10 protein-coding genes are annotated in these 13,975 nt (G+C 34.5%); 5 read left to right on the top strand and 5 right to left on the bottom strand.

All coding sequences use genetic code 11. From position 1 onward, the window contains the following. Window positions 1-32: 32 nt before the first annotated feature. The 5 genes from ACHRVL_RS11015 to ACHRVL_RS10995 form a co-directional block, all read right to left on the bottom strand. Window positions 33-2,147, bottom strand: a complete 2,115-nt coding sequence (locus ACHRVL_RS11015) for an alpha-L-fucosidase (RefSeq protein ID WP_395412686.1) — start codon at window positions 2,145-2,147, stop codon at window positions 33-35. Between the two features lie 28 nt (window positions 2,148-2,175). Beyond that, complete coding sequence (locus ACHRVL_RS11010) at window positions 2,176-3,621, bottom strand: alpha-L-fucosidase (RefSeq protein WP_395412684.1); 1,446 nt, start codon at window positions 3,619-3,621, stop codon at window positions 2,176-2,178. 164 nt (window positions 3,622-3,785) lie between these two features. Then, a complete protein-coding gene (locus ACHRVL_RS11005; protein WP_395412683.1) occupies window positions 3,786-4,790 on the bottom strand; it encodes an isoaspartyl peptidase/L-asparaginase in 1,005 nt (334 codons plus the stop codon). 51 nt (window positions 4,791-4,841) lie between these two features. Further along, a complete protein-coding gene (locus ACHRVL_RS11000; RefSeq protein WP_395412681.1) occupies window positions 4,842-5,744 on the bottom strand; it encodes an ROK family protein in 903 nt (300 codons plus the stop codon). A gap of 300 nt (window positions 5,745-6,044) precedes the next feature. Continuing rightward, entirely contained in the window at window positions 6,045-8,501 is a 2,457-nt protein-coding gene (locus tag ACHRVL_RS10995; RefSeq protein WP_395412679.1) for a prolyl oligopeptidase family serine peptidase, read from the bottom strand. Window positions 8,502-8,996: 495 nt separating this feature from the next. Between ACHRVL_RS10995 and ACHRVL_RS10990 the strand changes: the two genes are divergently transcribed. From ACHRVL_RS10990 to ACHRVL_RS10970, 5 genes are all read left to right on the top strand, one after another. After that, window positions 8,997-9,863: an AraC family transcriptional regulator gene (locus ACHRVL_RS10990; protein ID WP_129056040.1), complete on the top strand. Its 867-nt coding sequence runs from the start codon at window positions 8,997-8,999 to the stop codon at window positions 9,861-9,863. 411 nt (window positions 9,864-10,274) lie between these two features. Continuing rightward, entirely contained in the window at window positions 10,275-11,714 is a 1,440-nt protein-coding gene (locus ACHRVL_RS10985; RefSeq protein ID WP_395412677.1) for an alpha-L-fucosidase, read from the top strand. A 75-nt stretch (window positions 11,715-11,789) separates the two neighbouring features. After that, entirely contained in the window at window positions 11,790-12,137 is a 348-nt protein-coding gene (locus ACHRVL_RS10980; RefSeq protein WP_395412676.1) for an L-rhamnose mutarotase, read from the top strand. After that, window positions 12,124-12,951: an amidohydrolase family protein gene (locus ACHRVL_RS10975; RefSeq protein ID WP_395412674.1), complete on the top strand. Its 828-nt coding sequence runs from the start codon at window positions 12,124-12,126 to the stop codon at window positions 12,949-12,951. The genes ACHRVL_RS10980 and ACHRVL_RS10975 overlap by 14 nt, the downstream gene beginning before the upstream one ends. Before the next feature lie 222 nt (window positions 12,952-13,173). Beyond that, complete coding sequence (locus tag ACHRVL_RS10970; RefSeq protein WP_395412672.1) at window positions 13,174-13,953, top strand: SDR family oxidoreductase; 780 nt, start codon at window positions 13,174-13,176, stop codon at window positions 13,951-13,953. Window positions 13,954-13,975 lie beyond the last annotated feature (22 nt).

Genomic DNA, 13,975 nt, shown 5'->3' with positions numbered 1-13,975 from the left:
TTGCTCTATTAATCTATTAAAAGAAAACTGAATTATTTCGTTTTTACACCAATTTCAGCGACAGAAATATATCTGCCGTCAACAGTTGTTTTTCCTGTAAATCTAATATATCGGGCTTTCGCCGATGCTTTTAAAGTAATATTTTGCTCAACCAGATTGCTTTTGATATTGGCAAATTCACCTTCAGCAATTGTTGTCCAATTCGTATTGTCGGTGCTTACTTGCCATTGGTAGTCTTTGACAATTCCACCGGTTCCGTTTTGACGAGGCAAATACGATAAAGATTTGATTTCCAATTCTTGTCCCATGTCAATAACTATGAATTGTGGTAAAGGCATTAACGATGTATTATCTGCGGTACTCCAGAAAGTTTCGGCATTTTCATCAATTGCATTTAATGTTTGTTCATTTTCGAAAGAAGCGGTAACTACTTTCCAGTCTTTTTTGCAAATATTAAAGGATTGAATTGTGGTTTCACCAGGTTTCATATCTGTTCCAAATGATTTGGCTTTAACATCGCCAGAAGTTAAAAACGAAAAAGCTTCTTTATAAATTGGTGATTGTATAGTCGGTTCTGTTCCGTCAGTTGTATAACGAATTTGATTCACAGTTGTTTCAGTGGTGATAGAAACAGTACCATTTTTGTCTCTTTTAATTTTTGGAAGAGGCAATTGTTCTGGTTCTTTAAAAACACCTACGTCGCTTAAAGTGATACAAACTGGAGATTCTACAATACGAATTCTTAATTTTGAAGTTGTAATATAATTTGGTAAACGTACCAATCGATTAGCGCCAATACTTGTAGCTTCAGCTACCTTTTTCCAGTTTTTATTAGCAAAAGCTTCGATTTCTATTTTTTCAATACGCTGGCCTAGTTTGATGTTTTCTCTTAAGCGAATGATATTAAAAGTTTGCTCTTTATTCCATTCTAAAGTTATAAATGCTTTTTTCACATTATCACTGGTTGCCCAATAGGAGTAGCGATCGTTGTCAGTAAGATTTTTGGTCCCGAAAAAGATTTGATTCTCACCTCGAACTTCCGAAGCAGTAATCACAGCAGATTGCGCAAGATTATCAGAAAAAGTTTGTTTTAAAAAATCTCCAAAATCTTTCAGCGCTTTTACATCATTTGGATGTAATATACCTTCGGTGGTGGGCGCAAGACCAATATCCATACCAGCGCCGCGGCCTACAGATTTACAATAAATCTCAAACAACTCCGAAACTGATTTTACGTGATTATCTTCATTAGTATGGTAAAACCATCCGTTTCTAAGCGGTACATCACACTCAGCAGGTTTCCAATACTTACCATTTCGAGTTCCGGTTGGCGCTTTTTCGTAATTAGTTTCTCCCGGCACGGCTACTGTTTTACCTGCTATTGGTTCAGGTGTAAAAGTTGCCCAAGAAGTTTCGTCTGCAAAACCTCTTTCGTTTCCTACCCAGCGCACTTCACCGTTGTCAGAGAAAATAACAGCTTCTGGCTGTAACTCTTTAGAAATCGCCCATGTTTTATCCCAATCATAATAAGTAGCGCGGTCAATACTTCGGCTTTCTTTTTTGCCTCCGTAATAGCCGTCGCCGCCATTTGCACCATCAAACCAAGTAATAAAAAGCTTACCGTAGTTAGTGTACAATTCTCTTAATTGATTTCGGTATTTAGTAACATATTCAGGTTTTCCGTAATCTTCATTATTTCTGTCCCAAGGCGAACAATAAAGCCCAAATTTCATTCCTGCATTACGTGTTGCAGTTTCAAATTCTTTTACCATATCGCCTTTTCCATTACGAAACGGACTAGCACTAATATTGTAAGCCGTTGTTTTTGTCGGCCATAAACAAAATCCATCATGATGTTTAGCCACAAAAATAACGCCTTTAAAGCCACCAGATTTTGCTGCGTTTACAATTTGGTCGGCATCGAATTTTGTCGGATTAAAAATTTTAGGATCGGCGTCGCCATATCCCCATTCTTTATTCTGAAAAGTTGTAGGCGTAAAATGGACTAAAACATATTGCTCGATTTCGTGCCAGCGCAATTGCGGTTCGCTTGGCAATGCACCGTAAGGTACAGGAGCGCTGATTCTTTGAGCTGTCACAGATAAAAAGGCAAGACATCCCAAAATTGTTATTAATTGTTTTTTCATCTTTAGATTTTAATATTTATTTAGGATGTTAAATCACTTTAATTACAACAGCTTCTTGTGCTGCTAAAGAAGTTCTAAGTTCTTGCGGAATTGTGACTTCGATACCACCGCTTACTTTTTTGCTGACTAGTTTTTGTTTAGTACCCAATAAAGAGACTTTTAAACCGCTTTTTTTATCCGTTTTGATAGTGATTGACGTTGGTAATTCTTTTTCCTCTTTTGATGGCATATAGATGCCGTAAATAGCATTTCCTTTTTGAGTATAACCCACTTTTCCATCTAAGTATGGTGCAACAGGTTTAGTGTCGTAGATAGCTTCGCCATTTGCCGTTAACCATTTTCCAACATTAGCTAAAGTAGTCTCAATTTTTGGATCAAATTCTCCTTTAGCATCTGGACCAACGCCTAATAGTAAGTTTCCGCCTTTAACAACAATGCTCGTCATTAATTGAATAACTTCTTTTGAAGATTTATAATGATCATTTGGCACCCATCCCCAAGCTCCGCCAAGTGTAATGCAGCTTTCCCAAGGCACGCTTAATGGTTTTTCAGGTGTTTTTTGTTCTGGCGTTAAATAGTTTTCATATTCACTCGGAACCCAGCGGTCTACAACGAGCATTCCCGGTTGTTTTTTACGTGCAGTTTCTGAGACTAATTTCATGTCAATATCCATATCATAAGGATATTTGCAAAACTCTTCTACTTTTTTATTTATGGTCGAAAGTGGTCTAACCCAGCAGCCGTCAAGCCATAGAATATCAACTTTACCATAATTTGTAGTCAATTCGTTCAGCTGATTTTGGGTGTATTGTACATAACTTTTCCATCTTTCAGGAAATTTAGTAATGTCATAAGTTGGGTTTCTGTCTTTTGGCGGATAATATGGCCACCAAAAAGTTTCGGTCGTCCAGTCAGGCTTAGAGAAATAAACACCAACAGCCAAACCTTCTTTTCTTGAAGCATCCAAAACATCTTTTAGGATATCGGCTTTTGCGTTTTTGCTATATGGCAATTCTGGATTTGTGATTTTAAAATCAGTAAATTTCGAGTCATACATACAAAACCCATCATGATGTTTGGAGGTAAATATCATATATTTTGCTCCCGCATTCTTAAACATTCTAGCCCACTTTTCTGAATTAAGATTCGTAGGATTCAATTTGTATTTTGTATTTCTATAATCAGTAGCATATTTGTAGTAATCATTGTAACCATCTCTAGTTACCCAGTCTTCCGGAGCTAATCCCCAAGATTCTACTGTTCCTAATTGAGTGTAAAGCCCCATGTGGATTAATACACCAAATTTATAACCCTGCCATTTGTCAAGATTCGCTTTCACCAATGGATCTTTTGGTGTAATATAACCTGCTTCTTCAGATTTGTTGGCTTCCATGCTGAAATCACCTTGGGCATGCAGCGAGAAGGCACTGGCACAGACCAATGCGGTAAATAATAACTGGAATTTATTTTTCATTGTGGTTGTTTGTTTTATCTGTATTTGGATAGATAGCTTTTTTTTAATATTCGTTGGATATTATTAGTTTCAACACATAGTGCCAAAGTTTCGGGACTATGTGTTGAAGAAATTTATAGTGTATAGAAGAGATACTTAGAAATGAATCAATAACAGGTAAAATGTTATTTAAGATAAAAATCAGGATCGATTAAACGATTCCCAGTTTCGTCATAAACGGCGTAGTTAAAACCACTTTGAACGCAATATGAACCGTAATCCCCTTTTTTATTTAAGGCAATGAAACCAACCTGAATGTCTTTTAGATTTTTATTTCGGTTTTTCATCAGTTTTACAACTCTTGAAACAGCTTCTTCACAAGCTTTTTGTGGTGATCTTCCTTGGCGCATTAATTCAACAACCAAGTGGCAGCCGGAAATTCTAATTACTTCTTCGCCATGTCCAGTTGCAGTTGCAGCACCAATTTCGTTATCGACATATAAACCAGCACCAATAATAGGAGAGTCGCCTAAACGTCCGTGCATTTTAAAGGCCATACCGCTTGTAGTACAAGCTCCTGATAGATTTCCTGCAGCATCAAGCGCGATCATACCAATAGTATCGTGATTTTCGATATTTGCAATTGGTTTATATTCGGATGTTTTTAACCATTCTTTCCATTCACGTTCTGAATCAGGAAGTAATAAATTTTCTTTCGGAAAACCTTGCGACAAAGCAAATTGAAGCGCTCCATCGCTAACCAGCATAACGTGAGGTGTTTTTTCCATCACGGCACGAGCTACAGAAATAGGGTGTTTTATAAATTCAAGACAGCCAACAGAGCCAATATTAGACATTTCGTCCATAATACAAGCATCCAGAGTTACGCGTCCATCGCGATCAGGTCTTCCGCCGTAACCAACACTTCTTTCTTTTGGATCAGCTTCTGGAACTTTTACACCTGCTTCTACGGCATCTAAGGCGCGTCCTCCTTTTTTCAATACTTCCCAAGCAGCTTCATTGGCCTGCAGACCAAAACGCCAAGTCGAAAGTACAATTGGTTTTCTCACTTTTCCGTCAAGAAGTTCGTTTTGTTCTTCAAGTTCTCCCGCTCGCCCGGCAAAAGAACCAAACGCAACAGCAGCAGATGCCATTGCTGTTTTTTTTAGAAAATTTCTGCGATTTGTCATTATTATCTATTTTTTAAATCTGATTGTTAAAAATCAGAAATGGGTTTATTTTTAGGCTTCATAAAGTAAGCTTGCAGCTCCTAATAAAGCAGTAGTTTCATTATCTGTCGAAATAACCAGTTCAATTTCAATTTCTGATTCTTCTAATTTTTCTCTAAGAACATTTAAAAACAAGTCTCCTGCATTTGCAATTTTACCGCCAATAACCAACATATTGACGTTAAAGCTTTTTAACCACGGAATTATAATTTCGGCTAGATCTTCTCCAAATTCAGTAAAAGCCTGAATCGCTTTTTGATCTCCATCAACAGCCAAAAGATATAAGTCGAGTCCGTTATTAATTTGAATACCGCTTAAATTATGATAGCCAGAAAGCAATGCTCTTAAAGAAACAGCGTCTTCGGCCATTCCGTTTTTGTAAGCAAGATTCCATATTTCTCCATTTGGCGGTACTTTATGACCAGTGCTTACAATTTTTCCTTTTTTAATAAAACAGGCACCAAGACCAGTTCCTAAAGTAACAGCCATAACATTTTTAGGCAGATTTTCCATGTTTTTGTAAACTTCTCCCTTGCCAAAGCTTTTAGCATCATTTTCAAAAACAATTGGAAGGTTTTGATCAAAATCAAAACGTTCTCTCAACAGATCTTTTATATTTAGACCATAAAAGTTTTCATATTTATCTTGGTCTTTAATCCAGCAGGTTCCTTCTTCATAATCAAACGGACCAGGAATTGCCATGGCTATTCCAGATAAATTCTCTAATTGTGGTTTTTCTAAAACTGCACGAATGGCATTCTCCCAGAAATCCATTACTTCATTGGTAGGCAGATTGGAATCAAAAGAAACCTTAAAAAGGGATTCTTTAAAAACTTTCATCTCATTAAGATCAACAACTGCAGAAGTAATATGTGAACCGCCGACATCCATCGCTATTGCAAATCTTTTTTCCATTTTTTTAGTTTTGTTCTATGTTATTTTTGTTTTAGTTTTTATACTCAAAAAGTATTGGCATCCTAGAAATTGTTTGTTCTTTTCTGAAGACTAGTTTGCAGTCCTATATTACAAACTAATTAACAGGGTTGCCAAAAGGTTGTTTATTCTGCCTTAAACGATTACCGTTTGTTTTGTATTCTTTAAATTTTCGTTAAAAGTAATTGTTTTTTATCGAAATACTAAATCGTATTAGTAAATAAATACCAGTCTCCTTTTTTTGAATATAAAATCATGATTTTGCGGTTTTTAAATTGTTTATTATTGAAAAAATTCAAGCGTTTTGACAGACCAGTCATTGTCGAAGAAACCGCTTACTTTCATATTAGGTAAACCATTTAAAAGTAAATCAGTTTTAAAGATCATTACATCAGGAAAACCAGTAATTACAGAAATATAATTATTAGCCCAAGTTGCTTTCATCCCTTTTTCTGAAGTTCCGGCAACAACACCAATCATTGCAGTTTTGCTGTCGTTTCTTGGTACCACAAAATAAGCAGCTAAATCGGATCCCTTCAATATTCTAGTGCCAATTTTTACCTGTTGATTGTCAATTTGAATAGGAGAGTTTTTCAGTACTAAATTCCAAGCACTATTATTAGAAGCGTTACCATAAATAATTACATTTCTATCTTTATATTTTTCTAATGAAAAATCCTTATCGGCAATCACATCGATACTTCCGTTTCCTCTATAATAAAAAGTTTCGGCATCAAAACGAGCTCTGTTTAAGTACCATTCACGCTCAGAAGCTGATCCACCTGTAGCATAAACAAAAACCACATTGTTATTAAAAGCAAATTTGAAACCGCCTTGACGATCACCATATTTTTGATTTGTATTGATTTCGTTAATCAAAGACCATTTGTCATCTTTTAAAGCCAGAATTGCTTTCTTATCAGTTGCTGCCTTTAAAATTTGATCGTTGATGTTGATCGTGATTTCACCTTTTAAATCTAAAGAAACCAAGTCAAGTTCCATTATAGAAACATTTTTCGTTTTAATAGCAATTTGATCTTTCTCTATTTTTGCATTAATATTAGAAAAATCAAACGGAAGAATCTGCTGTTGCAGTTTTATCCAATAATCAGTTGAAGAAACAGCAGGAGAAGCGGTATGAAAATCAATTTCTTTAACTTCTTTATTTGCTGGAATCGTCTGGCGTTTGAAAAATTCGAAAATAGGGAACCAATCTACAGAATGATCACCATACCAGTGTTCGCCTCCCGGATATTCATAATAACAAAAATTGGGGTGAAAAGTTCCTAGAATTTGTCGCATTTCTCGCACTTGCGAAATAGGAACAGTCGAATCGGCATCGCCATGCAGCATATAAACACCAGATTGTTTTAAGTTTTGAACAAGACTTCTAACACGACCAGAGTTAGCAGAGCGTTTAATTGGTTCATAAGCTTTAAACATATCGTGCATTTCGTCGCCTTTATCAAAACCATAAGTTGCAATATCAGGATAAGAGGCGCAAGGAGCAATTGCAGCAAATTTACTTGGATAAGTAGTTCCTAAAAACCAAGTTCCGTGACCACCCATTGAGTGACCTGTTAAGTAGGTTTGAGCAGGAATGGTGTTGAATACTTTTTTAGCTTCTCCCAAAACTTCCAACGCATCGATTCTTCCCCAATCTTCCCAGTTAAAACCAAACGGACGACGGTTTGTCGCAGCAACAATATGCACCCAATCTTTTTGTTTGTAAGCTCTTGCTTGATTTCTAGCTTCAACAGAAGCGCCATGAACTGAAAGTATTAAAGCTTTTGGACCGCTTTCTAATGCAGGAGCAATACTGTAATATTGCACGCTGTTGTCGACCTTGCTTACAAAAGTACGCTCATGATGCACCGTTGCAGATCGCTGTTGAATAGGAAATTCGGTTTTGTCAATTATTTTTCCACTTTTATCTGTAAGTGTCAATTCGATTTTTAATTCGCCAGTAAAATTGGCTTTTGCTGCGGGAACTTTAAATTTTACTTTTCTCACAAACAAAGGCATAATAGCATCTGTTGTATAACTCGCAGTTTCGCCGCTTGATAATTTTGCTTTGATAACAAGGTTTTTTAGCTCTTTTTCTGTTGCATTAATAACTCGAATAGAAGCCCATTTTTCGTCATTTTCACCATTAATAACATCCGGAAGTGTTAAATCACGTTTGGTAAATTGTATACTTTTTGAAGGCGCAACAAGTTTTGATTTCACACGTCCAAAACGGCCTTTTGTATACACAAATTCATTTACACCTTTACGAAGTTTAAACGGAATTAATGTGTACCCGAAATCATAATGATCGCCCTCATGCGGGAAACCATTTATATAAGTACGTGTGCCGCCGGTTGTTTCAAGCAGTACAATTTGTTCTTTTGGGGAATTATATTCCGTAAATAAAAATGCCGATCTCATATCCTTGCCGCTAAAAACGCCGGCAGAATCAACTTTAATAGGCTGCCAATCTCCTTTTTGTTTGTTTGGATTTACAAATTTTCCAACTGAATACTGCCAAGCTACAGGATCTTGCCCGTTAAAAAGGGTTCCCGATTTTTTATCAGCGGGAAGAGTAAAACCAGTGCTGAAATTGTATAAAACGCTCCCCTCAGCAGTTGTAACAATTTTTTCTTTTCCAAAATATTCAACAACATTACCTGTAGTTTTGGTTTGTGCAATAGCGTTTGCACTCAAACCAATAAGGAAAATCACGAGGGCTTTTTTCATTTTTTCTAGTTTTAGTTTTGTCATTTTTACTCCAAAATCATTTCAAAAGATATTTGATCTAAAATTTAAATTTGAGGAGTAAAAAACGATGAATTGTATGGTATTAATGAAAGGTTTTGTTTTAAAAGAAAGCCTTTCTTTATTTTATTTTTTAGTTTTTTTTAAATGTTTTTGAGAAATCTCTTCCTAATTATAAAACCCAGTTTTTTCAAATAATTACCTCTATTTTATCTTTGATTATTTGCATAATCTGCCAATATATCAAGGTAAAGCATAGAAAAAATAGTGCTGTTTTTTTTGTAATAAATGAAAATTAATTACTCATTTTCGTTTTTATTTTTATATTTTTCAAACTTAGTAAATCGATTTAGTATTCTCATATGAATTTTTTATTATTTTTGTTTTTTGGGAAATTTAAAATTATATCTAAAAAAAATAAGTGATTAATTCGATTTTATCCTTATTTAATTATTAATTATCATTACTATTCTGAAAATGAAAATTGTAAAGACTAACATTGCTTCTTATACCAATACATCGCTGTCTGTATTCTCGCGTGAAGAATCTTTTTTTCAGTCGCCTTTTCATTCACATCCAGAATTTGAGTTGGTATATATTTTAGAAAGCCACGGAAAAAGAATTATTGGAAATTCTGTTGAATCATTCGAATCTGGCGATATGGTTTTTCTGGGAGATGATATTCCGCACGTTTGGCTTAATGATGAAATTTTCTATAAAGGAATTAATAGCTTAAAGGCAAAAGCGATTGTAATCTATTTTAGCCGTGATCTTTTTGGAACCTCTTTTTATGAACTTCCCGAAGCGCAGGAAATTAAAAAGTTTTTCTCTCAGGCTATAAAAGGAGTTTCGATTACTGGACAGACAAATGCTATTGTTTCTAAAAAATTGGAAAAACTGCTTAAGAAAAAAGGTTTTGAAGTGGTTATGGGATTAATCGAGATCATATTCCTTTTATCAAAAAGTAAAGATTTAAGATTCATCAATGACAGTTCATATGTTTCGGTAGATGATGATAATAAAAATGACCGTCTAGCAGAGGTTTTTAAATATGTAAAGTCAAATTTTAAAGAAGAGATATCACTAGATGAAATTTCTAAAATTGCCAATTTAACACCAACATCTTTTTGTAGAATGTTCAAGGCTAAAACCAAAAAGCCTTTTGTAGAATATCTTAATGAAATTAGAGTTTCTAATGCTTGCAAATATTTAATCGAAACAGATTTAGGCGTTTCTGAGATTGCCTATGAGTGCGGTTATAAAACAGCTTCAAACTTCAATAAGCTGTTTAAAAAATTAATTGGTACAACACCAAAGGAATATAGAAAAAAGGCATTGGTTTAGTTTTAGATTCTTTATTCTATTTATAAATACAGGTCATATTTATCTGAAAAGATAAATACAATGCTGTTTTTCTAAAACGACTTTATTTCTGCAAGAAAATAGAAACAAACTATTTGAATTTATAAAGAATAAAAAGCAGATATTCTTTTAAAAGGCTAAAAAAATCGGGATTGCATTATTTTTTATTCTTTTTTTTATGAAATTAATTGTAAAGATAATAAATGCTTAATTAATGATAATTTTGGAGTAATATAAGACTTAATAATACGATAATTTTATTTTTTTGAGATTGCATCAAAAAGGAGTGTCAAAATATATAAAACGATTTAGTAAATAAGTTAGTTTTTACTTAAAAGAAAGACACTCTGTTTTATAATAAGGTATAAGTTTAGAAAAACATAATTATAGCACATGAAAAGCAGATTAAAACTAGTATTATCCGTTTGTTGTTTTGCCGTAGGAACTTTGTCTCAGGCGCAAGGAGATATTATGCCGGAAAACGAAAAAACACCTGCAGATACTTATATTGCTCCAAAAGATAAAGCGGTAAAAGAAAACTTAGCCAAATGGCAGGATTATAAGTTTGGAGTGCTTATTCATATGGGATTATACAGTCAGCTTGGAATTTGCGAATCGTGGGGATTAGCTCCTGAAGATTGGGTGACTCGTAATGGTTATGATGATTACGATTCTTTTGCTTCAGATTATCGCGGGGCAAGATTTAGCTTGAATCCTGTAAATTTAGATTCAGAGAAATGGGCTAAAATGTTTAAAAGTGCCGGTGCAAAATATTTGATTTTCACCTCAAAGCACCATGACGGATTTTGTATGTATGATTCAAAATTTACCGATTTTAAAATTACAAATCCGAATTTGCCAAATGCTAAGAATGCAAAACCAGATGTATTAAGAAATGTTTTGGATGCTTCTAGAAAAGAAGGATTATCAGTTGGGATTTATTTTTCGAAACCAGATTGGACTTCACAAGATTTTTGGTGGAAGTATTATCCGCCAAAAGATCGAAATCCAAATTACGATGTAAAAGCACATCCTGAAAGATGGCAGAATTTTGTAAAATACACCCAAAATCAGTTAAACGAATTAACAACAGATTATGGTAAAGTAGATATTCTTTGGCTTGACGGAGGATGGGTTCGTCCAGCAAAACAAATTGAAGGAAAAAAGAACCGTCAGAACTTAGATATCGATATGAAAGTAATTGCCGAAACGGCACGTAAAAAGCAACCAGGACTTATTGTTGTTGATCGCTGGGTTCCGGGTGAATATGAAGATTATCTAACTCCTGAGCGCAAAGTACTCGAAAAACCAATTGCGGTGCCATGGGAAAGCTGTGTAACACTTGGTAATGATTGGGGCTGGGTGCCAAATGATAAATATAAATCAGGAACTGAAGTAATTCAATTATTAACTGGAATTGTTGCCAAAGGTGGTAATTTACTTCTTGGCGTCGGCCCTGATGGAAAAGGTGATTTTGAACCTAAAATACAAAAAGCATTAGCCGAAGTTGGAAAATGGCTGGATGTAAACGGCGAAGCGATTTATGCTACAAAGCCAATTGCACCTTATTCTGAAGGTAATTTGTACTACACTTCAAAAGGAGAAAAAACAGTTTTTGGAATTTATCTTCCAGCTGCAAATGAAAAAGAAATTCCTTCTGAAATTATCATCAAAAATGATATAAAAGGAAAATTAAATGTGGTGCTTTTAGGAAGTAAAACAAAGTTAAGCTATAAAAAAGTAAGCGGTGGAATCAGTGTTTCGGTTCCTAAATCGCAGCGTGCAGAATTAGCAAAACAAGCAGGTATTGTTATTAAAGTAAGCGCTCAATAATCAGTTTTTTTTAACTGTTAATAATTGAAAATAAATAGATTTAGATGTTTTATCTAAAGTTTTAAATAAAGTAATATGGTAACGCAAAAATATTGTCTCGCATTAGATTTAAATGAAGACCCGGTGTTAATGGCAGAATACAAAAAGTATCATGAAAAGATCTGGCCGGAAATTACAGAAAGCATTACCAATTCAGGTATTGTGAATCTTGATATTTACTGTGTTGGCAATAGAATGTTTATGATTATTGAAGCTGATGACACTTTTACTTTTGAAAGAAAAGGAGAGATGGACGCGAATAATCCTGTAGTGCAAAAATGGGAAGAATTGATGTGGAAATATCAAAAAGCACTGCCTTGGGCAAAAGAAGGTGAAAAATGGATGTTGATGGATAAAATATTCGATTTGCATGAAAATAGATAGCCATCAGCATTTTTGGAAATACCATCCTATAAAAGACGCTTGGATTACTGATGAAATGAAAGTAATCCAGCAAGATTTTATGCCTTCAGATTTGGAGCCTTTACTAATCAAAAATCAGTTTGAAGGCTGTGTTGCTGTTCAAGCGGATCAAAGTGAAGAGGAAACAGGTTTTCTTTTAGATCTTGCCAAAGAGAATGTTTTTATAAAAGGTGTTGTAGGCTGGGTTGATTTATGTGCTGAAAATATTGATGAACGCTTAGAATATTATGCTCAGTATGAAAAACTAAAGGGATTCAGACACATTGTTCAGGCAGAATCGGATCTTGATTTTATGCTTCAGAAAAAATTTCAAAATGGAATTTCGAAATTGGTAAAACACAATTTCACTTATGATATTTTGATTTTTCCTAAACATTTGGAGAATGCGGTAAAATTAGTTGAGAAGTTTCCAAAACAAAAATTTGTTATTGATCATTTGGCAAAACCAGATTTCAAAAATAAAGAATTCAACGAGTGGGAGAAAGGAATTAGAGCAATTGCAAAATTTCCTAATGTAATGTGTAAGGTTTCAGGTTTGGTAACTGAAGCGGATTGGAGTAATTGGACACGTGAGGATTTTACGTATTGCTTAGATGTAGTTACTGAAGTATTTGGAATTGATCGCTTGATGTTTGGCAGTGATTGGCCTGTGAGTTTGCTTGCAGCTTCGTATTCGTCTTCATGTGATATTGTTGAAGATTATTTTTCGAAATTTTCGAGAGCAGATCAAGATAAATTTTGGAGCAGTAATGCAGTTCAATTTTATCATTTATAATAATAACCTGTGGGGATAATTATTTTTTAACACATAGAAACATAGAATTATTGAACTCAAAAAAGGCGTTTCACTTGTATTAAGACACATAGCTATGTGTGAGAAACGAGTTTCTTTTTGATTTACTTTTTTTAAACACATAAAAACTATGTTTCTATGTGTTTTAAAAAAAAACAATTTACGGGTTGCACAAAAAAACTATCTAACCATAATAAAGAATAAATGAACCTTAATTTAAAAGATAAAATAATTATCGTAACCGGCGGAGCAAAAGGAATCGGACTAGGAATCTGTAAGGTTCTGGCTGGTGAAGGAGCTATTCCGGTGATAATTGGAAGAGATGATGATGATAATCAGGCAGCTATAAGACAAATAGAAGCTGAAAACGGAAAAGCCTTGTCTGTAGTTGCTGAATTAACTAATCCAGAGGCTTGCAAAACTGCTATAGATCAAATTGTTGCTTTATACGGACGTATTGATGGATTGGTGAATAATGCAGGTGTAAATGATGGCGTTGGTTTAGAAAGCGGTAGTTATGAAAAGTTCATCGCATCGATTCATAAAAATTTGACTCATTATTATTTGATTGCGCAGCACGCTTTGCCAGAATTGAAAAAAACAAAAGGGGCAATTGTAAATATAGGTTCAAAAACTGCAGATACTGGACAAGGGAATACTTCGGCTTATGCAGCATCAAATGGTGGTCGTAATGCTTTGACTCGTGAATGGGCAGTTGAATTATTAAAATACGGAATACGTGTAAACTCGGTTATAGTGGCTGAATGTTATACGCCTTTATACGAAACATGGATTAATACGCTTGAAAATCCAGAACAAAAATTAAAAGAAATCACAGCTAAAATTCCGTTAGAAAACAGAATGACGACTGCAGAAGAAATTGCAAATATGACCGTATTCTTGTTGTCTGATAAATCAAGTCATACAACGGGACAGCTGATTTATGTTGATGGCGGATATACACATTTAGACCGTTCCTTGTAGCGGAACAAATTTGCTTTAACAA

The organism is Flavobacterium sp. FlaQc-28, from assembly GCF_044007415.1.
Classification (GTDB): domain Bacteria; phylum Bacteroidota; class Bacteroidia; order Flavobacteriales; family Flavobacteriaceae; genus Flavobacterium.
This window is presented reverse-complemented; position numbering and strand designations above follow the sequence as displayed.

Excerpts from the sequence above, each read along its gene's own strand:
- ACHRVL_RS11005 (WP_395412683.1), bottom strand. The coding sequence starts at position 4,790 with ATGACAAATCGCAGAAATTTTCTAAAAAAAACAGCAATGGCATCTGCT.
- ACHRVL_RS10995 (WP_395412679.1), bottom strand. The coding sequence starts at position 8,501 with ATGAAAAAAGCCCTCGTGATTTTCCTTATTGGTTTGAGTGCAAACGCT.
- ACHRVL_RS11015 (WP_395412686.1), bottom strand. The coding sequence starts at position 2,147 with ATGAAAAAACAATTAATAACAATTTTGGGATGTCTTGCCTTTTTATCT.
- ACHRVL_RS11010 (WP_395412684.1), bottom strand. The coding sequence starts at position 3,621 with ATGAAAAATAAATTCCAGTTATTATTTACCGCATTGGTCTGTGCCAGT.
- ACHRVL_RS10990 (WP_129056040.1), top strand. The coding sequence starts at position 8,997 with ATGAAAATTGTAAAGACTAACATTGCTTCTTATACCAATACATCGCTG.
- ACHRVL_RS10985 (WP_395412677.1), top strand. The coding sequence starts at position 10,275 with ATGAAAAGCAGATTAAAACTAGTATTATCCGTTTGTTGTTTTGCCGTA.
- ACHRVL_RS10970 (WP_395412672.1), top strand. The coding sequence starts at position 13,174 with ATGAACCTTAATTTAAAAGATAAAATAATTATCGTAACCGGCGGAGCA.
- ACHRVL_RS10980 (WP_395412676.1), top strand. The coding sequence starts at position 11,790 with ATGGTAACGCAAAAATATTGTCTCGCATTAGATTTAAATGAAGACCCG.
- ACHRVL_RS11000 (WP_395412681.1), bottom strand. The coding sequence starts at position 5,744 with ATGGAAAAAAGATTTGCAATAGCGATGGATGTCGGCGGTTCACATATT.
- ACHRVL_RS10975 (WP_395412674.1), top strand. The coding sequence starts at position 12,124 with ATGAAAATAGATAGCCATCAGCATTTTTGGAAATACCATCCTATAAAA.